Consider the following 19,038-nt stretch of genomic DNA (forward strand, 5'->3'; position numbering starts at 1 on the left):
ACACAGATTGATAGGTCTATATTGTTAAAGAGCTTGCTTTGCGAGAAGTTTTTCTCTCAAAGCGGAGGTGCATTCTAACGAGATAACTGAGAGTGTCAAACACTTTTTTTCAATTTTATTTTTCGTAGAAGCTTTCACCTCTCCGACCCTGCTGAAGCCTTATCGCGTCTGCCGTGTCGGTGGATGCGCATTATAGGGAACTCAGATCCGTTCGCAACCCTTTTTTGAAAAAAAATGGAAAAAAATGACTGTTCGATGACTATTTCATCAAAAAAGCAAAAAAGAGGGTAAAAAACCCTCTTTTTCTGCCTTAAAAGCCGTATTTAAATGAATGCGTACGCGTCTGCGAACATACGTTCGCTCTTCGCTTTCTTGTTCTGAGTGAACTGTTCACGTGCTGCGCCAGCCATTTCAAAACGACCTGCAATATAGATATCGTAGTTTTCTAAGCTTTCGAAATCTTCAGCTACAGCTTGTAGCACGTTACCAACTTTACCTTGCCAGTCTGCAGGAGCTTCTTCTACTACTGGCACAAAATGAACATTGGCAAACTTGTCGGCAATCTCGACCAGTTCGTCTTTAGCATAAAGCTGGCAGTTATCGCGCGCCCCCCAATATAAATAGATAGGATTGGTTTTATTCTGCGCTACGCAATGATCCAGAATCGAACGTACGTAACTAAAACCTGTACCACCAGCGATCAATAACAGCGGGCGTTCACTATCTTCTTGAACCCAAGCATCGCCATGTGGCGCATCAATTTCAATCTGACCATCAGTTTCAAGCGCCGCTTGCATTGCTTCGACAACTTCTTGTGCATAAGCGTTGTGTTCCGCCGCACCGATGTGCAGTTCAAGTTCACCTTCATGACGACAAGGACTGCTTGCGATAGAGAAAGGACGTTTGTCTTTTTCACCCATCACCACCATTAGGTACTGACCCGCTTTAAAAGGCACTGGTGATTCTGGATGAAGAAGGATTTGGTAAGTATTACAAGCTAACGGCTGAATAGACTTTACTTTACATTGGATGGTCATGGTGTTCCTCTCGCTTACTCGTCAAAAGTAAGCACTAAATTACTTTCTGTATAGGCTTGGCAAGGGAATATCCAACCTTGCTGTTGCTCTTTTTCGGTTAGCATAGGTTCGAGGTGATAGCTCACCTCGCCCGTTAGCTTTTTACACATGCACATGGCGCAAGCGCCAACTTGGCAACGGTGTGGGAAGCGAATATTGTTGTTGAGCGCAGCTTCTAACACCGTCTCCCCTTCTTTTACTTGGAATGTAACGTCCATTGGTAGAAGGTGGACTTGATGACTCATAGAATACCTAACTGGTCCCAAATCTCATCGACTTTAGCCACAAGTTTAGGATCTTTTTTGATAGGCGTACCCCACTCGCGCGTGACTTCAGATTCGAACTTGTTGGTCGCATCCAGTCCTAATTTGGATGAACTCTCAGTCTTACCAAGCACTTGAATCGTGTCTCTATCTGGGTCCATTCGAGTTGTCACCGCCCAAATGATGTCATTCCAATCTCGTGCATTAACGTCATCGTCGCACAAAATGATGAATTTGTTATCCGTGTACTGAGCAAAGAAGCCCCATAGATGTTCCATCAATTCTTGGGATTGACCAGCTTGGTCTTTCTTCATAGTCACGACAGCAAATTGGTTGTTTGCTGTAACTGGAAGATAGACGTCAACAATCTCAGGGCGTTGCTGTTTCAACTCATTTAGTTCTGCTTCGGTAATCGCTTTGCTGTCTCGCTCAGTGACCTCGGTTCGCGTCGCCAGCTCGGCATCCCATTTAATGGTCGCATCCAAGCCCATTTTGGAGCCAAGCCCAACCACTGGTGAAGCAAAGTCGAGCGAGTCGATTGGCGTGTTATCTATCATCAAGGTATCACGTACAGGATCCATATGCTCTGACATGGCTTTCACGACATCATTCCAATCTCGTGCGTTTACCGATTCATCGCACACAATAACAAACTTGGTATACATGAATTGACGTAAGAAAGACCACACGCCCATCATTACGCGCTTGGCATGTCCTGGGTACTGCTTCTTCATGGTGACGACGGCCATTCGGTACGAACAACCTTCTGGCGGAAGATAGAAGTCTTCAATCTCTGGGAATTGCTTTTGCAGAATAGGCACAAACACTTCGTTTAATGCCACACCCAATACAGCTGGTTCATCTGGCGGACGACCTGTGTAGGTGCTGTGATAAATAGGGTCTTTATGCATAGTAATGTGCGTAATAGTAAATACGTGGTGCTTTTCTTTTTCGTTATAGTAGCCAGTGTGGTCACCGTAAGGACCTTCATCAGCAAACTCGTTCGGGTCGATATAGCCTTCCATCACGATTTCCGCGCTCGCTGGCACTTCCAAATCGTTGCTGACTGACTTCACGACTTCCGTTTTGCTTCCACGTAGCAAACCTGCAAATGCGTATTCCGATAGCGTATCTGGCACTGGTGTTACTGCGCCAAGAATGGTTGCTGGGTCTGCACCAAACGCGACCGAAACTGGGAAAGGTTTACCTGGGTTGGTTTCCATCCAATCGCGCAGATCAAGCGCACCACCACGATGGGCTAACCAACGCATGATGATTTTGTTCTTGGCAATTTTCTGCTGACGGTAAATGCCTAGGTTCTGACGTTTCTTACTTGGACCTTTGGTTACGGTTAAGCCCCAAGTAAGCAGCGGCGCTACATCTTCTGCCCAGCAGCTCATTACCGGAATTTTATCCAAGTCGACTTCATCACCTTGCCAAACAATGTCTTGGCATGGTGCTTTACGTAAACGCTTAGCCGGCATGTTCAATACTTGTTTGAACACAGGCAGTTTTTCTAAAGCGTCTTTGAAGCCTTTTGGTGGCTCAGGTTCTTTTAAATAAGCCAGCAGCTTACCGACTTCTCTTAATTCTTTAACGTCTTCACGTCCCATGCCGATTGCGACACGCTCTGGTGTACCAAACAGGTTAGTCAAAACAGGTACGTCGTAGCCGATTGGGTTCTCAAACAACAGCGCAGGTCCACCAGCACGCAAGGTGCGGTCGCTGATTTCTGTCATTTCATAAGCGGGATCGACAGGGTGAGTGATGCGTTTAAGTCGACCTTTCTGTTCTAGGTGGTCGATAAATTCGCGTAAATCCTTAAAACTCATAGGCCTTCATGCTGGCTGATTAAACTGTCCGCAGTATAACAAATAGGAGGACGCTAAGATCCTCCTATTTTGTGTGGGTATGTGAGCAAGATTACTTTAATACTTGTTCAATCTGCCGAGTCTTTATCTGATGGTTCGAAGATACTAACTCTTCCAACCAGGTTTGATGCCCTTGTTGAGCAAGCTCTCGAGCAACCATGGTTGCTTCTTCTGATAACGCCATTTTTCTAACTAGAAACTGCTTTACTTGCGGAGATAGAGGGTTAGATTTTGTAAGTAGACTAATAGCTTCTGGCTTGAGTGATGGGTTAACTGTGGCATTCATCAATTGCTGAATGGAAAAAACGTCTCCAACCGCAGCTAAACGCTCAAGTTCGGACTGGCTGTTGTAATCGGCTTTCATCCGCCAGAGTAAGTTGTACACTTCCTCATCCTGACTAACTTGTGCCAACCTGACTATCACGGCCGTCGAGGGTAACCAACTGGTCACATTTGCTTTGGTTAACTGGGCCGCTAATGCAGCAAGCGCGTTGGGTGATAAACTGTCTAACTCTCGAATCAAAAGCGCTTCACGCGCTTGAGCTTGTTGAGATGGCCCTGTAAGCCATTGCTTTAAGTTAAGCTCTCTTCGTTCAGCTTGTAAGACAAAGTCCAAGGTACTTTGGTCTTGTTTCCAACGCTTAATCAAGCGACTCGCAATAACGGGAAAGTTAAAAGCGGGTACACTAAATTCATACCCATCACCTCGCTCTAACACTTGATAAGTCGGGGTCATACGGATCTGGGACTCAACAAACAGAGCCATTCGAGGCGTGAGAATCACATCTTGCTTTTCAAGCTTTTCCAATAATTGAAAGCGCACCACCTCTTGTTGAGGCAAAGCAAGTCTATCAAGGGCAAATTTAAGCGAGTCGACTTCATCTCTGACAGCGTAATCAAGCAGTTCAGAGACTTTAGCCTGTATTTGAGTATCCTGAAGCCACTGCTCTACTACAGACTCATGCATTTCCTTGGCAGATAATGTCGCAGGTAGAGTGATAAGTGACAAGCTCAGGAGTAATGACGACAACATTCCTTGTTGCATGTTAACCTCCCGATAACATTTCCTTCATTCTGATACTTCTATCGGGAGAAAGCAATAAAAAAGCCACCGATATACGGTGGCTTTTCGCAGAATAACTTATCTGAGACTATTGACGACGCATCGCATCGAAGAACTCATCGTTGGTCTTCGTCATCGCTAGCTTATCGATTAGGAATTCCATTGCGTCGATTTCGCCCATTGGGTGAACGATCTTACGCAGAATCCACATCTTCTGTAGTTCGTCAGTCTTCGTCAGTAGCTCTTCACGACGTGTACCTGAGCGGTTGAAGTCAATCGCAGGGAATACACGCTTCTCAGCAATCTTACGGTTCAAGTGCAGTTCCATGTTACCTGTACCCTTGAACTCTTCGTAGATAACTTCATCCATTTTAGAACCAGTATCTACTAGTGCCGTTGCGATGATAGTTAGGCTGCCGCCTTCTTCTACGTTACGTGCAGCACCGAAGAAACGCTTAGGACGATGTAATGCGTTTGCATCCACACCACCAGTTAGTACTTTACCTGATGAAGGCACTACGGTGTTGTAAGCACGAGCTAGACGAGTGATAGAGTCAAGCAAGATAACCACGTCTTTCTTATGTTCAACAAGACGTTTTGCTTTCTCGATCACCATTTCCGCTACTTGTACGTGACGCGATGCTGGCTCATCGAAAGTCGACGCAACCACTTCACCTTTAACTAGGCGCTGCATCTCAGTTACTTCTTCTGGACGTTCGTCGATAAGAAGAACCATCAACTCACACTCTGGGTGGTTGTACGCGATGCTTTGCGCGATGTTTTGCAGAAGCATTGTTTTACCCGCTTTAGGCGGAGCAACAATCAGACCACGTTGACCTTTACCGATTGGCGATGCCAAGTCTAAAACACGTGCTGTAATGTCTTCTGTTGAACCGTTACCACGCTCCATAACCATGCGCTCATTCGCATGTAGAGGGGTAAGGTTTTCAAATAGGATCTTGTTACGGGCGTTGTCTGGTTTATCGTCGTTAACGGTATTGACTTTTAGAAGGGCAAAGTAACGTTCACCGTCTTTTGGTGGACGAATTTTACCAGCGATAGAGTCACCAGTACGTAGGTTAAAGCGACGAATCTGACTTGGTGATACGTAGATATCGTCCGGACCCGCAAGGTATGAACTATCTGCACTGCGTAGGAAACCAAAGCCGTCTTGCAGAATTTCCAGAACCCCATCGCCAAAGATGTCTTCGCCGCCTTTCGCGTGCGCTTTTAAAATCGCGAAGATGATGTCTTGTTTTCTTAAGCGAGCTAGGTTCTCTAATCCTAAGCTTTCGCCCAGTTTTACAAGGTCAGACACAGGTCTGTTCTTCAGTTCGGTAAGGTTCATGGTGGTGGATTCTTGTTTAGTCAAAATAAGATCTGTTTTCTAGTTAAGATGGATTTGGTCTCAGGATCGACCAAGAAGAGAAATTTGTTCAATTAACGCGCGATAAGTTAGCACTAATTAGTATTCTAGTCCAGAGTTAGAAAAACAAAACCGTGCATTGTAACTTTGCACGGTTTTATCTGTAATCACTTGGTGATTATAAGTTTGCGTCTAGGAACTCTTTTAGTTGAGTTTTAGACAGAGCACCTACTTTCGTTGCCGCTACGTTACCATCTTTAAATAGTAATAGCGTTGGAATGCCGCGAATACCAAACTTAGGTGGTGTACCTGCGTTATGGTCGATGTTTAGTTTACCGATAGTGAGTTTGCCTTCGTACTCGTCTGCGATTTCGTCCAAAATAGGAGCGATCATTTTACAAGGACCACACCATTCTGCCCAAAAATCCACTAGAACCGGGCCTGCAGCGTTGATTACATCGTTTTCAAAACCGTCATCAGTTAGCTGCAAAATCTTATCACTCATCTTCCACTCCAATGTGTTTTTCGAAACTGGTTGGATGATAACCAGTAATTAGATGCCCTATTGGAATGTATTTACTTTCGTATTGCAAGCTTTAGCTGATATTCTATAGCCATGAAAAAGACGCATATCACAGAGCAAAAGTTCGCCGATTTGGGCTTAAAGCCCCAAGTTATTGAAGGATTGGACAAAAAAGGGTTCGAATTTTGTACCCCTATCCAAGCCTTGGCGTTGCCGGTCCTGCTCACCGGCCAAGACATCGCAGGCCAGGCCCAAACGGGTACTGGTAAAACGCTCGCGTTTCTTACTGCTACGTTCAACCACCTTCTGACGACTCCGGAACATGAAGGTCGTAAGCCTACACAGCCACGCGCAATTATTATGGCGCCTACACGTGAGCTCGCTATTCAGATTTACAATGATGCAGAATCATTAACTGAAAGCACAGGTCTAAAAACCGCTCTAGCTTACGGTGGTGAAAGCTACGACAAGCAACTTGCGAAACTGCAAGACGGCGTAGATATTCTGATCGGAACAACAGGCCGTATCATCGATTTCTACAAACAGCGCGTATTTAACCTCAACAACATTCAAGCTGTTGTTCTGGACGAAGCCGACCGCATGTTCGATCTTGGCTTTATTAAAGACATTCGCTTCTTGTTCCGTCGTATGCCTGAGCCAAAAGAGCGTTTGAACATGCTGTTCTCAGCAACGCTGTCTTACCGCGTTCAAGAACTGGCATTCGAACACATGAATACTCCTGAGCATGTCGTTGTCGAACCAGAACAAAAAACTGGCCACCGTATCCAGGAAGAGCTTTTCTATCCTTCGAATGAAGACAAAATGGCGCTGCTTCAAACACTAATTGAAGAAGAGTGGCCAGATCGCGCTATCATTTTTGCCAATACCAAGCATAAGTGTGAATCGGTTTGGGGACATTTGGCTGCCGATGGACACCGTGTAGGCCTTCTTACTGGCGATGTACCGCAGAAGAAGCGTGAGAAGATTCTTGAGCAATTCACTAAAGGTGATGTCGACATCTTAGTTGCAACTGACGTTGCAGCGCGTGGCCTGCATATTCCTCAGGTAACGCACGTTTTCAACTACGACCTTCCTGACGACTGTGAAGATTATGTTCACCGTATTGGCCGTACTGGTCGCGCTGGTGCGAGCGGCCATTCGATCAGTTTTGCTTGTGAAGAGTACGCGGTTAACCTACCAGCAATCGAAGAATACATTGAGCATACAATCCCAGTTTCAGAGTACGATTCGTCGGCACTGATTCAAGATCTACCGGCTCCGATTCGTATGCGTGCACCACGCAACCAACAGCGCCGCACGAATACTGGCGGTACCCGTTCTGGTTCTGGTAACCGTAAGCCGCAGGGACGTCGTCCACGCCAACCGCGTCAATCGGCACCAAAACAATCGTAATAGGAAACTGAGTTCGTTTATGAGTCAAGCAGGATCATCACCGCTATATGCCGCCATCGACCTCGGGTCGAACAGTTTTCACATGCTCGTTGTGCGTCACATCGATGGCAGCGTTCAAACAATGGCTAAAATTAAGCGCAAAGTTCGTCTAGCAGCGGGCTTAGATGAACATAATTCTCTTAGTATGGAAGCTATGCAGCGAGGATGGGACTGCTTAAGTCTATTTGCGGAACGCTTGCAGGACATTCCTAAACAAAACATTCGCATCGTCGGTACTGCAACATTACGTACCGCGACCAATGTAGATGTGTTTTTAGAAAAGGCTAACCAAATTCTAGGCCAGCCTATCGAAGTGATTACTGGTGAAGAAGAAGCTGCCACTATCTATAAAGGTGTCGCTCACACCTCTGGCGGTAGTGGTCGTCGCCTTGTAGTCGATATCGGTGGAGCAAGTACCGAACTGATTATCGGTGAAGGTTTCGAAGCCAAAGCACTGACCAGCTTAAAAATGGGCTGCGTGACTTGGCTTGAAAACTTCTTTAAAGATCGCCAATTGAATGCTCGTAACTTTGACGCGGCAATTGAAGGAGCGAAACAGACCATTCAGCCGATTTTAGAACGTTATACAGAAATTGGTTGGGATGTGTGTGTTGGTGCATCAGGCACTGTTCAGGCATTGCAAGAGATAATGCTGGCGCAAGGCATGGACGAAGTAATCACTCACTCCAAACTCAAGCGTCTACAGAAGCAAGCCATGTTGGCCGACCATTTAGAAGAGCTCGATATTGAAGGCTTAACACTTGAGCGGGCATTAGTGTTCCCTAGTGGCCTCTCTATTTTGATTGCCGTTTTTGAATTGCTTGAAATCGATGCTATGACACTCGCTGGCGGCGCACTACGCGAAGGCTTAGTGTATGAGATGGTTGAAGAGCTTCGCCAAGAAGACATTCGTGCCCGCACTATCGCTAGCGTACAAAATCGCTATCAGCTCGATCACCAATACGGCGAACAAGTCGCTACTCTGGCACACACGCTTTTACAGCAAGCTGGGGGCGATGAGTGGATTACAGAGCCTCAGGGCAAGATATTACTCGAGACCGCCGCAAAACTGCATGAAATTGGCTTAACTATCGATTTCAAAAAAGGCGGAGAGCATAGTGCTTACTTGCTACAGAATTTGGATCTGCCTGGTTACACGCGCGCACAGAAGTTCTTTATTGGTGAAGTGGCTCGTCGCTATCGCGAACAGCTCACTTCTTTACCTGAGCAGCATGCATTATCAGGCTCAAGTGCCAAACGAGTATTGAGACTGTTGCGTCTTGCGGTTCTACTCAGCCATCGTCGCAATCCTGATCTAGAGCCAAATGTGACTCTAACAGTTGAAGGCGACAATCTAACGTTACACATTGATGCGCAATGGCTAGAGAAAAACCCACTGACTGCGGCTGAGTTGGAAATTGAATCCAACCGTCAGACAGACATCGGCTGGCCATTAAATATCGTAGCAAAATAAGCGAATATCACTGCCTTACAATACTAAAGCCCAGGCGTTCGCTTGGGCTTTTTTGCATCTACTTCCCCTACAAAACGTGCTGCCCAGCAAAAATCTCAGCTTCTCCGCTCTACATCGAAAAACAGCCATGCTTTATTGATAAACACAATTTAGCCAACCAAGATGCACCATCATGAAAACCGTTTTAATGACTGGCTTAACTGGCACCCTCGCCCCAAAAGTCGCTCATCAGTTTCACCTACGCGGCTGGAACATATTGGAGTGGAATCACCACCAAATCCCGCCGGATGATCTACAGCAAAGTGAACAATTTTGGCAGCAACACCACATCAATGCGGTGTGCCATATGGCGATGGGAAGTGAAGAGTGGGCAGCGTGGCTTGGTGAGCAATGCAAACGCCATAATATTCCTTACCTCTTTGTCAGCACAGCAATGGTATTTGATGCCACAAAAAACGGGCCTTATGGCATCTTTGAAGAAAGAAACACCCAAGATGATTACGGCAAATACAAAGTTCGTTGTGAAGATGCAATCTGGCAAGCAAATCCAGATGCGATGGTTGCTCGAATTGGTTGGCAGCTCCATCACCAAGCAGAAGGCAATAACATGTTGGCGCATCTCGACCGCCAACATGAAGAGTACGGCGTTATTACCGCTAGCACAGCTTGGTATCCCGCGACTTCTCATATGGACGATACTGCACTCGCCTTTTTGCAGCTTATTGAGCGGAACGAAGCCGGTTTATACCATCTTGATAGCAACTTAAAGGATAAGTGGAATTTCTACGAACTCGTTTGTGCACTCAAACAGCATTACAACAAGCCATGGCAAGTGCTGCCAAGCAATGACTATCACCATGACCAACGTCTAACCGATGAACGAATTGCCTTGCCGCCATTGAGTGAACGTTTCAACAAACCAGAGCAAATCCAGCAAGCCGGCATCATAGGAATCAACTGGGGACGCACGCACATTCCCCACTATCGAAACAATGGTGTATCGGTCACAACGTTATGCGCCAACCAAATAGAACCGCTTCAGCAAGCGTGCAGTGAAGAAGCAATCCCAAAGGCAGAAACGAACATCAGCGCACTCAAGCAACTTGATGTAGTGACAATCGCGACACCTGCGCATACTCATGCAGAGATAATTAAGAAGTTAGGTTCAACCAAGCTAATTTGTGAAAAGCCATTGGTGGGATTGAATTCCGACATCACTCACTGGCAGCAACCGAACTCCAACCTATTGGTTAATTACGCCTTTGCTCAGCTAGAGACCGCCAAGACGATAGAGAAGTGGCTCGCCTCGCAAACCCAACCTTGTGTGGTCAATCTAGTCACCCAAGTTAATCTACCAGGCACCTTCACGCTCAAAGAGTGGTTTCTTGAGACAGCTAGCCACCCTATTTCTTGGTTGCTGCATTGCTTCGGAGACTACTCTCAATCAACACTGGTTGAGGAAAACGGCCAACTGATCGTTGAGCTGCAATGTGACGACCACCAGCTAAGGTTTGTATTTGAACTAACAGGTGAACCGGGCATCGAGCACAATCTAACGATTCAATCCAACCAGACCTTAACCAGCAAAGGCTACTACCGTGTCGGAGAAAAATGGCGTTTCGAGCCCATTCTCGTTAATGGCAACGCGATAAATGATGGAGAGTACAGCGAGTCTGATTGCTGGCAGGATGCCAATCAACGCAGTGTCGGTTTGATGTTGGCGATGTTCAATCAAAGCATCAGTTGGGAGAAAGGCCTGCGACTTGGCGCCTTCGATGCTCAAAAAGCCATTTTGATTGAGAGGATGCTCTGTTAGCCATTTCACCAGCGTGCTTCCTCTACGTTCCGTATCTTCGATTAAAAGGTCTCACTCGGGACCTTTTTTACTGCTCATTTTTACCTTCGTACAGCTCAGGAAGCTTTTGGACACCCATGATCTAATTACTCCCCACGCTGTACAAAACGCTCTAAACCCAAGTAAACAAGCACAAAAAAGCCGCTTGATTTGAGCAAGCGGCTTTCGGGGTTCCCACTGATATTAAGACTGAACGCTTGTGGTCACCTTAAAGTCAGGGTTCACCGCAGTCAGCTTCTTAATTAGGTAATTCAGTAGTACGCCATACATAGGAACGAACAAACCAAGACTAATAATCAGTTTGAAGCCGTAATCCACCAGCGCGATTTCCGTCCAATGCTCAGCCATAAATGGATCTGGGCTTTGGTAGAACGCAATGGCGAAGAAAGCGATGGTATCAAGTGCATTACCGAAAAGCGTTGAACACGTTGGTGCCACCCACCATTGCTTCATTTGACGTAGGCGGTTGAACACATGCACATCCATGATCTGACCAAGTAGGTACGCCATGAAGCTAGCAATCGCGATACGAGCAACGAATAAGTTAAATTCCCCTAGGTGGCCAAAACCTTGGAATTGACCTTCGAAGAACACCACCGATAAGAAGTAAGACACTGCCAAAGCAGGCAACATCACTAAGAAGATGATCTTACGTGCCAACTGAGCACCGAAAATACGCACAGTTAAGTCAGTCGCTAAGAAGATAAATGGGAAAGTGAATGCACCCCAAGTGGTATGGAAACCGAAAATAGTAAACGGTAGCTGAACTAGGTAATTGCTAGATGCAATAATGACTAGGTGGAATAGAACCAGATAGATAAGGGCGTTGCGCTGCTGCGCAGGGGTAAAGTTACTCATGCGATACCTTTTTAGTTTGGTTTGGGGGTGAGGGAACCCAAATCGAGTCACTGAATAAAGTGGCTCTTACCAACAATGTAAAATGAAAAATAAACTGGCTTGGCTCTTTCTGAGCGAAGCGGTGGGCGATTATACATTAACCACTTTTCGCCGCAAGTCGTCTGTTTGACGCAAACGTTTAAGCATAAAAAAGGGTGTTTCATGTGAAACACCCTTTCAAGAAAAATTCTATTTTTAGAAGCCGCGCTGGAACAATCCTGCAAGATACTCCAACTCTTCCCTGCTCTCTTCAATCGCTAACGCTTCAAACCAAATCGCTTCGCTGTAATGCTCTGCTTTCATAAACAGTCGGCAACCTTCAAAGTCGATCAGCCAAGAGTGAATATCCGCATCCCATTGTTTTTCAACCACAGTAGCAGAAAGCAAGCCGACTAAACGCTCACCTAAAGCAGGAAAGCTATCAAGGTCAAAGCTCGGCGCAGTAATGATTAAGCGACCTTCTTGTGCCATGTAGTCCGCTAAGCCAAATTCCTTTTGCATCTTGGTTCCTTATCCGTGGTGAGTAATGTGTTCTTGAATCAAATCAAGGAATGGGTCGGCGTACTTCTCTAGTTTGCGCTGACCAACACCGCTGACTGCCAGCATTTCGCCGTAAGACGTTGGCAGAATTTCCGCCATATCAATCAGAGTCGCGTCACTGAAGACCACGTATGGTGGCAAACCATCTTCATCAGCAATCGACTTACGCAGCTTACGTAACTTAGCAAACAGCTTTTTGTCGTAGTTCTTGCTGGTCAGTTTGTCCGACTTCGCTGCACGTGCTGCGGTGTCTAAACGCGGAACCGCTAACTCTAGAGTCACATCGCCACGCAACAGCGGACGCGCTTCTTCGGTAAGTTGTAGCGTTGAATTGCGTGTAATGTTTTGGAACAACAGCCCTTTGTGGATTAACTGACGGAAGATACTCACCCAGTAATCGTGGCTATGGTCGCGCCCTATCGCGTAGGTAGAAATCTTATCGTGCCCGTTTTCACGTACACGAATGTTTTGCATGCCACGTAGCACTTCCACTACGTAACCCATACCAAAGCTCTGATTAACACGGTACACACAAGATAGCGCCTTACGCGCTTCTTCCGTGGCATCAAAGTGTTTCGGTGGATCTAAGCAAATATCGCAGTTGCCACATGGCTTCTCACGATACTCACCAAAGTAATTCAATAGCACCTGACGACGACAAGTCTGCGCCTCAGCAAAGGCACTCATCGCATTCAGTTTGTGGGTTTCCACCTGCTTCTGTGGACCATCGTCTTTCTCATCCAACATACGACGCAGCCAACTGATGTCCGCCGGGTCATACAACATCATCGCTTCCGCAGGCAGACCATCACGCCCTGCACGACCCGTTTCCTGATAGTAGGACTCGATATTGCGCGGGATATCAAAGTGAACCACAAAGCGCACGTTTGGTTTGTTGATGCCCATACCGAATGCCACGGTCGCCACCACGATTTGGATATCATCGCGTTGGAAAGCTTCTTGAACGTAAGCGCGCTCATCGGCGTCCATACCTGCGTGATAACCAGCAGCACGAATGTGGTTGTTGCACAGCTTCTCGGTCACCATCTCAACTTTCTTACGGCTACCACAATAGATGATGCCGCAATTACCTTTTTGGGTTTCAAGATAACGAACGATTTGCGAAACCGGCTTGTGCTTCTCAACTAAGTTGTAGCGAATGTTGGGACGGTCGAAGCTGCCTAGATAAACCTCTGGATTATTCAGTTGCAGACGCTCAAGAATATCTCGACGCGTTGCGTCATCCGCCGTCGCCGTCAGCGCCATAAATGGCACATGGGAAAACTGCTGCTTGAGTTGACCAAGCGCGGCGTATTCTGGACGAAAATCGTGTCCCCACTGGGAAATACAGTGCGCTTCATCGACAGCAATCATCGATAACGGCAGGTTTTCCAAGCGCTCAATGAAATCACGCATCAATACGCGTTCTGGCGAGACGTACACCAACTTAAGATGACCAGTGTGCATGCGGTTATACACGCTGAGCAGCTCTTCGCGAGGCATGGTCGAGTTAATGCACTCAGCCGCTACACCGTTGGCTTTAAGCTGGTCCACTTGGTCCTTCATCAACGAGATAAGCGGAGAAATGACCAAAGTAATGCCAGAGCGAACCAAAGCAGGGATTTGATAACACAGCGACTTACCGCCACCAGTAGGCAGGATAACTAAGCTGTCGCGACCTTCTACCGCAGCGTCAATCACCAACTGCTGACCATCACGGAACTCTTGGTAACCAAACACATCCTCCAACACACGTTGAGGCGTTACAGGCGAATCAGATTGTTCGGCTAACAAGGTCGAGGTCATGAAAAGTCTCAGATTGGGTCTTAAAAAAGAGGTGCTTATGCATACCACTGGCACACAAAGTGAGGGCACATTGTAATGGGGTTTCATGGTGAATAAAACCGCAAATTGTTAGGTGTTTCGCATCACGACTCGTATACTGATTTTCTGCTCTATAAAACACACAATTAGGTGACACTTCATGACACCAGAAGACGAACAACAACGCGCGCGGCAAGGCATCTTGCTAGCGATTGGCGCGTATACCATGTGGGGCATTGCGCCGATGTACTTTAAGTCCATCGCACAAGTATCTCCTTTGGAAATTCTCAGCCACCGAGTGATATGGTCTTTCTTTTTGCTTGCTGCACTCCTCCATTTTGGCCGTCACTGGCGCTCGGCTTACCACATCGCGAAAGACAAAACGAAAATCGCTTACCTGATCGCAAGTTCCATGTTAATTGGCGGCAATTGGTTGATTTTCATTTGGGCGGTAAACTCGAATCATATGCTCGACGCCAGCTTAGGTTATTACATTAATCCACTGATCAACGTCTTACTCGGGATGGTCTTCCTTGGTGAGCGACTGCGTAAATTACAGTGGTTCGCGGTTGTATTGGCAGGTTGTGGCGTACTCGTTCAACTGATTGTATTTGGCTCCGTACCCGTTGTTGCGATGGCGTTAGCAATGAGCTTCGGCTTTTATGGCTTATTAAGAAAGAAAGTCAGTGTCGATGCAAAAACTGGCTTGTTTATTGAGACATTACTTCTACTGCCAGTGGCCGCTGTTTATTTGCTTTTTGTTGCCGATACACCAACCTCAAATATGCTTACGAATCCACTTACGTTAAATAGTTTGTTGATCGCAGCTGGGGTTATAACAACCCTGCCACTGCTGTGCTTTACGGGTGCAGCAACAAGACTCAAATTATCGACTTTGGGCTTTTTCCAATATATAGGCCCAAGCTTAATGTTTTTACTTGCAGTATTGATGTATGGCGAACCCTTTACCATGGATAAAGCGATCACTTTCGTCTTTATTTGGGGAGCACTAGTCGTGTTTAGCTTTGATGGATTACGTAATAACCGTCGCTCACGCCGAATCGTTCAGCCACAGTGATCGTTTTTTACAAGACAAGTTAGAAATTGCCAGATAAGCTTGGTCATAATGTGACCAAGCTTTTTTATTTAATGGAACATATTCAGTACTACGCAACCGACCATGACAACTTGAGTCTAATAGAGGCGAAATACCAGAAATTTGCTTTTCAAAGGCATTACCATCTGGATTTTCATCTCGGCCTGATCACGCATGGTGCGCAGAAGTTCCAATACCAAGGTAACAGCCACCAAGTTGGTCATGGGCAAATTGTGATTATGCCGCCGGATGAGCTGCACGACGGGCAATCTAAGCTCGAGAGTGGCTACGAAGTAAATGTGTTTGCGATCGAACCTCACCTATTGAGCGATCTAGCCGATCTTAAGAAAAACGGTCAAATAATACACTTCAACGAACTGATCATCTCGGATCCCCAGATATTTTCACAACTTAGTAACTTACACGGGCTACTTCGTCGTGAAAACCTCAGCCAACTCACTAAAGATTGCCTTCCTTTTGAAGGATTTAACCAACTTTTTGATCGCTACGGATCGCTTGAGCGACAAAAAGTGGTGCCGCTAGGAAACCAATCGCTTGGGACGTTAAAAGATTATCTAATGGCTAACCTTGACCAAGCGGTGCGTTTGGATTCACTTTCAGAGCTGTGCCAACTGAGCCCAACTCAGTTCCAGCGCCACTTTAAAGCGCAAACCGGCATGACGCCTTATGCGTGGTTCGCACGCCTGCGCCTTGAACAAGGCATGAAGTTACTGCAAGCTGGTCAATGTGGTACCGACGTCGCCCACCAGATCGGTTTCTACGATCAAGCGCATTTCAGCAAAGCGTTTAAACAGACCTACGGCGTTTCCCCTTCTCAAGTGGCTCGTTAATTTCATTTACCGAGAAAGCTGTCAGTTTTTTACAAGCGCCACAGGTGACTTACCACGACAATAGCCGCATTGGTTAAATTTGAGATGTGTTATGAATGAATCCACCATATTGCTGACACTCGCCAGCATTCACTTTATTGCCCTAATGAGTCCAGGTCCGGACTTTGCGCTGGTCGTACAAAATGCGACGCGTCATGGTCGTCAAACTGGCTTGTACATTGCGTTGGGATTGTCCGTCGGTATTTTGCTGCACTCTTTGTTCAGCCTGACAGGTGTGAGTTTTGTCGTCCACCAGCACCCAGTGCTGTATTCCGTGGTACAACTGCTCGGTGGTAGTTACCTGCTCTACTTAGGAATTGGCGCATTGCGTGCCGTGATCTCGATGATCCAAAACCCACAGACGGATCAACCTAAGAAGCAAAATAACCTAGTGATCAGCAATAAGCGTCAAGCGTTTGCTAAAGGGTTTGCGACCAACATTCTTAACCCAAAAGCCCTGGTGTTCTTTGTCAGTTTGATGTCGAGTTTAGTCCCAGCAGGTATGTCGATTACTGGCAAAGGTATTGCACTGGTCATCCTGTTTGGCTTGTCGCTATTCTGGTTCTCTAGTCTTGCATGGATGCTGTCGACACAGCGCTTACAGCGTAAATTGCAACAAGCGGGTATCTACATCGACGGTCTATGCGGCGTGGTATTTACTCTAGTGGGCGGCAGTATTCTATACCAAACTATCAATACTTTTATCGGATAAAGTACTGATTTAAAAGCGTAGCACAATCGACATTTCTAAGATTGCTGACTCGACGTGACTCTCCATAACTGCCAAGCTCAAAGCACAAAACTGGCAACATGGAGAGTCATCATGCATTGGACGTTCAACCGACTCGTGACCACGGGTCTTTTTCTTACTTCCCCACTCGTCTTATCTACCCCAACCTTTGCTAACCAAGCAGCAGATGCGGTTGCGCCGGAGCACAGCACTGGCTTCGAGCAAAAACAACTGGTCAAAGCGAAAGATTATATGGTTACCGCTGCTAACCCAATTGCAACCCAAACTGGTGCGGATGTTATTGCCCAAGGTGGTAATGCTATTGATGCTATGGTTGCCGTGCAGCTGATGCTGGGCTTGGTAGAACCGCAATCATCAGGTATTGGTGGTGGCGCCTTCTTAGTTTATTGGGACAGTGAGAAACAAAAACTGACTACGTATGATGGACGCGAAACCGCACCGCTCGCCGCGACGCCGAAACTCTTTTTAGACGAAAAAGGACAACCCCTACAATTTTACGATGCGGTTGTCGGCGGGCGCTCCGTTGCCACTCCTGGAACAGTGAAACTGCTGTGGGACACACACCAGAAATACGGCAAGTTGGAATGGAAGAAGATCATCCAACCCGTGATTACCTTGGCTGAGCAAGGTTTCGAAGTCAGTCCTCGCCTCGCGAGTCTGATTGAGAAAGATACTAAGCGCCTATCACGCTTCCCTGCGACTAAGGCTTACTTCTTCAATCCAGACGGCTCACCAAAAACCGAAGGCACGTTGTTGAAGAACCCTGAATACGCGCAAACTCTGACGGCAATTGCAGAGCAAGGGGCAAAAGCTTTCTATCAAGGCGATATCGCTACAGACATCATCAAGACCGTACAGAATGCACCGGGCAATCCTGGCGTATTGGCACAACCTGACTTTGATGCGTTCCAAATCAAGCAACGTGAGCCGGTTTGTGCGGCTTATCAAAGCTATGATATCTGCGGCATGGGACCACCTAGCTCTGGCGCATTGACGGTTGGACAGATTCTCGCGATCACCGAGCAATACGATCTTAAAGGTTGGGGAGCCGAAAGCGCGAAATCATGGCAAGTGATCGCCGATGCATCGCGCCTTGCGTTCGCGGATCGTGGTAAATACATGGCTGACCAAGATTATGTGCCAATGCCAACCGAAGGCTTGCTTGATAAAGATTATCTCAAACAACGTGCTGAGCTCATTCAAGTCGGTAAAGCCTTGAGTAAGGCTGAAGCCGGTAATCCTCCTTGGTCGCACGCCATGAACTTAAGCATGGACCAATCGATCGAGTTGCCTTCCACCAGCCATTTCAATATCGTCGATAAGCAAGGCAATGTGGTTTCAATGACAACAACCATCGAGAACGCCTTTGGCTCACGCTTGATGGTGCGCGGCTTCTTGCTCAATAACGAACTGACCGATTTCTCTTTCCGCACGCATCAAGATGGTGTGCCAATCGCAAACCGATTAGAACCGGGCAAACGCCCACGTTCATCCATGGCACCAACCATTATGATGAAGGATGACAAACCTTACATGGCAATTGGCTCACCAGGTGGCAGCCGCATTATTGGTTACGTCGCACAAGCCATTATCGCCCACACGCAATGGGATATGGACATCCAAAGCGCGATTAATCAGCCACGATTGCTGAACCGTTTTGGCACCTTAGATATTGAGCAAGGTACCGCCGCAGAGGGCTTACAGCCTGCTCTGGAGAAGATGGGTTTTAAAACCGATGTTCGGGATTTGAATTCTGGTCTGCATGCGATACGCATAACAAAAGACGGTCTTGAAGGCGCTGCGGATCCGAGACGTGAAGGTGCCGCTATCGGGCAGTAAGAGTCTTTCGCTCGACCCCTTGTGCGAGATCTCTCACAAAGGGTTGAGCAAACCTCTCTTTTTTAATGGTAAAACCGTACAACAAAGAGCGTAAGTCATTGAATTTAATACTCATGTATCTTTTTTGAACGCTAAGAGAGTAAAAAATGTGAGATTAGCCCGTTGTTGGAAATCGTTAAACACGTAATATTAAACCTGTCGGAAGGATGCTGACACGGAACAGGAAACACCACGGACTTGGTGAACTTCAGGAAGAAG

Annotated in this window: 16 protein-coding genes; 7 read left to right on the forward strand and 9 right to left on the reverse strand. The window is 46.7% G+C overall.

The window, feature by feature from the left end; translation table 11 throughout:
- Positions 1-323 precede the first annotated feature (323 nt).
- The 6 genes from fre to trxA all read right to left on the reverse strand — a co-directional run bounded on the left by fre (position 324) and on the right by trxA (position 6,144).
- Complete coding sequence (fre, locus tag R7070_RS23320) at positions 324-1,037, reverse strand: NAD(P)H-flavin reductase (protein ID WP_033907312.1); 714 nt, start codon at positions 1,035-1,037, stop codon at positions 324-326.
- A gap of 14 nt (positions 1,038-1,051) precedes the next feature.
- On the reverse strand, positions 1,052-1,321 hold the full coding sequence (locus tag R7070_RS23325) for a 2Fe-2S iron-sulfur cluster-binding protein (RefSeq protein WP_009696789.1): 270 nt from the start codon (positions 1,319-1,321) through the stop codon (positions 1,052-1,054).
- Positions 1,318-3,171 (reverse strand): 4-hydroxy-3-polyprenylbenzoate decarboxylase, encoded by a 1,854-nt coding sequence (gene ubiD / locus R7070_RS23330; RefSeq protein ID WP_239932485.1) that lies wholly within the window; start codon positions 3,169-3,171, stop codon positions 1,318-1,320. Before ubiD ends, R7070_RS23325 begins: the two co-directional genes overlap by 4 nt.
- Positions 3,172-3,262: 91 nt before the next feature.
- Positions 3,263-4,255: a hypothetical protein gene (locus R7070_RS23335; protein ID WP_054575528.1), complete on the reverse strand. Its 993-nt coding sequence runs from the start codon at positions 4,253-4,255 to the stop codon at positions 3,263-3,265.
- 106 nt (positions 4,256-4,361) lie between these two features.
- A complete protein-coding gene (gene rho, locus R7070_RS23340; RefSeq protein ID WP_005378757.1) occupies positions 4,362-5,621 on the reverse strand; it encodes a transcription termination factor Rho in 1,260 nt (419 codons plus the stop codon).
- 196 nt (positions 5,622-5,817) lie between these two features.
- Positions 5,818-6,144: a thioredoxin TrxA gene (gene trxA, locus R7070_RS23345; protein ID WP_004745500.1), complete on the reverse strand. Its 327-nt coding sequence runs from the start codon at positions 6,142-6,144 to the stop codon at positions 5,818-5,820.
- 111 nt (positions 6,145-6,255) lie between these two features.
- On the opposite strand from trxA, the gene rhlB reads away from it, so the two are divergent.
- The 3 genes from rhlB (at position 6,256) to R7070_RS23360 (ending at position 10,904) form a co-directional block, all read left to right on the forward strand.
- Positions 6,256-7,575 carry an ATP-dependent RNA helicase RhlB gene (rhlB, locus tag R7070_RS23350; protein ID WP_005378764.1) on the forward strand — a complete coding sequence of 440 codons (1,320 nt, stop codon included), beginning with the start codon at positions 6,256-6,258 and terminating at the stop codon, positions 7,573-7,575.
- A 19-nt stretch (positions 7,576-7,594) separates the two neighbouring features.
- Complete coding sequence (gene gppA, locus R7070_RS23355; RefSeq protein WP_005382885.1) at positions 7,595-9,088, forward strand: guanosine-5'-triphosphate,3'-diphosphate diphosphatase; 1,494 nt, start codon at positions 7,595-7,597, stop codon at positions 9,086-9,088.
- 172 nt (positions 9,089-9,260) lie between these two features.
- Positions 9,261-10,904, forward strand: coding sequence for a sugar nucleotide-binding protein (locus R7070_RS23360; RefSeq protein WP_158173527.1), 1,644 nt, complete (start codon positions 9,261-9,263; stop codon positions 10,902-10,904).
- A gap of 222 nt (positions 10,905-11,126) precedes the next feature.
- On the opposite strand, the gene R7070_RS23365 is transcribed toward R7070_RS23360, so the two are convergent.
- The 3 genes from R7070_RS23365 to recQ all read right to left on the reverse strand — a co-directional run bounded on the left by R7070_RS23365 (position 11,127) and on the right by recQ (position 14,186).
- Complete coding sequence (locus R7070_RS23365; RefSeq protein WP_005378770.1) at positions 11,127-11,801, reverse strand: 7-cyano-7-deazaguanine/7-aminomethyl-7-deazaguanine transporter; 675 nt, start codon at positions 11,799-11,801, stop codon at positions 11,127-11,129.
- Positions 11,802-12,035: 234 nt separating this feature from the next.
- Positions 12,036-12,341, reverse strand: coding sequence for a DUF3630 family protein (locus tag R7070_RS23370; RefSeq protein WP_054575526.1), 306 nt, complete (start codon positions 12,339-12,341; stop codon positions 12,036-12,038).
- 9 nt (positions 12,342-12,350) lie between these two features.
- Positions 12,351-14,186 carry an ATP-dependent DNA helicase RecQ gene (gene recQ, locus R7070_RS23375; protein WP_005451195.1) on the reverse strand — a complete coding sequence of 612 codons (1,836 nt, stop codon included), beginning with the start codon at positions 14,184-14,186 and terminating at the stop codon, positions 12,351-12,353.
- 178 nt (positions 14,187-14,364) lie between these two features.
- Here recQ and rarD point away from each other — a divergent pair, with 178 nt between their 5' ends.
- From rarD to ggt, 4 genes are all read left to right on the forward strand, one after another.
- Positions 14,365-15,282 (forward strand): EamA family transporter RarD, encoded by a 918-nt coding sequence (gene rarD / locus R7070_RS23380; protein ID WP_005382912.1) that lies wholly within the window; start codon positions 14,365-14,367, stop codon positions 15,280-15,282.
- Between the two features lie 71 nt (positions 15,283-15,353).
- Positions 15,354-16,151 carry an AraC family transcriptional regulator gene (locus R7070_RS23385; protein ID WP_017633800.1) on the forward strand — a complete coding sequence of 266 codons (798 nt, stop codon included), beginning with the start codon at positions 15,354-15,356 and terminating at the stop codon, positions 16,149-16,151.
- Positions 16,152-16,242: 91 nt separating this feature from the next.
- Positions 16,243-16,902: a LysE family translocator gene (locus R7070_RS23390; protein WP_017633799.1), complete on the forward strand. Its 660-nt coding sequence runs from the start codon at positions 16,243-16,245 to the stop codon at positions 16,900-16,902.
- 111 nt (positions 16,903-17,013) lie between these two features.
- Positions 17,014-18,780, forward strand: a complete 1,767-nt coding sequence (gene ggt / locus R7070_RS23395) for a gamma-glutamyltransferase (RefSeq protein WP_151514361.1) — start codon at positions 17,014-17,016, stop codon at positions 18,778-18,780.
- Positions 18,781-19,038 lie beyond the last annotated feature (258 nt).

The sequence above is a fragment of the Vibrio sp. 1557 genome, assembly GCF_033340175.1.
Lineage (GTDB): Bacteria > Pseudomonadota > Gammaproteobacteria > Enterobacterales > Vibrionaceae > Vibrio > Vibrio alginolyticus.

What these genes read in the sequence shown, in the direction of transcription:
- fre (WP_033907312.1), bottom strand. Translation starts at nt 1,037, where the DNA reads ATGACCATCCAATGTAAAGTAAAGTCTATTCAGCCGTTAGCTTGTAAT.
- R7070_RS23325 (WP_009696789.1), bottom strand. Translation starts at nt 1,321, where the DNA reads ATGAGTCATCAAGTCCACCTTCTACCAATGGACGTTACATTCCAAGTA.
- ubiD (WP_239932485.1), bottom strand. Translation starts at nt 3,171, where the DNA reads ATGAGTTTTAAGGATTTACGCGAATTTATCGACCACCTAGAACAGAAA.
- R7070_RS23335 (WP_054575528.1), bottom strand. Translation starts at nt 4,255, where the DNA reads ATGCAACAAGGAATGTTGTCGTCATTACTCCTGAGCTTGTCACTTATC.
- rho (WP_005378757.1), bottom strand. Translation starts at nt 5,621, where the DNA reads ATGAACCTTACCGAACTGAAGAACAGACCTGTGTCTGACCTTGTAAAA.
- trxA (WP_004745500.1), bottom strand. Translation starts at nt 6,144, where the DNA reads ATGAGTGATAAGATTTTGCAGCTAACTGATGACGGTTTTGAAAACGAT.
- rhlB (WP_005378764.1), top strand. Translation starts at nt 6,256, where the DNA reads ATGAAAAAGACGCATATCACAGAGCAAAAGTTCGCCGATTTGGGCTTA.
- gppA (WP_005382885.1), top strand. Translation starts at nt 7,595, where the DNA reads ATGAGTCAAGCAGGATCATCACCGCTATATGCCGCCATCGACCTCGGG.
- R7070_RS23360 (WP_158173527.1), top strand. Translation starts at nt 9,261, where the DNA reads ATGAAAACCGTTTTAATGACTGGCTTAACTGGCACCCTCGCCCCAAAA.
- R7070_RS23365 (WP_005378770.1), bottom strand. Translation starts at nt 11,801, where the DNA reads ATGAGTAACTTTACCCCTGCGCAGCAGCGCAACGCCCTTATCTATCTG.
- R7070_RS23370 (WP_054575526.1), bottom strand. Translation starts at nt 12,341, where the DNA reads ATGCAAAAGGAATTTGGCTTAGCGGACTACATGGCACAAGAAGGTCGC.
- recQ (WP_005451195.1), bottom strand. Translation starts at nt 14,186, where the DNA reads ATGACCTCGACCTTGTTAGCCGAACAATCTGATTCGCCTGTAACGCCT.
- rarD (WP_005382912.1), top strand. Translation starts at nt 14,365, where the DNA reads ATGACACCAGAAGACGAACAACAACGCGCGCGGCAAGGCATCTTGCTA.
- R7070_RS23385 (WP_017633800.1), top strand. Translation starts at nt 15,354, where the DNA reads ATGGAACATATTCAGTACTACGCAACCGACCATGACAACTTGAGTCTA.
- R7070_RS23390 (WP_017633799.1), top strand. Translation starts at nt 16,243, where the DNA reads ATGAATGAATCCACCATATTGCTGACACTCGCCAGCATTCACTTTATT.
- ggt (WP_151514361.1), top strand. Translation starts at nt 17,014, where the DNA reads ATGCATTGGACGTTCAACCGACTCGTGACCACGGGTCTTTTTCTTACT.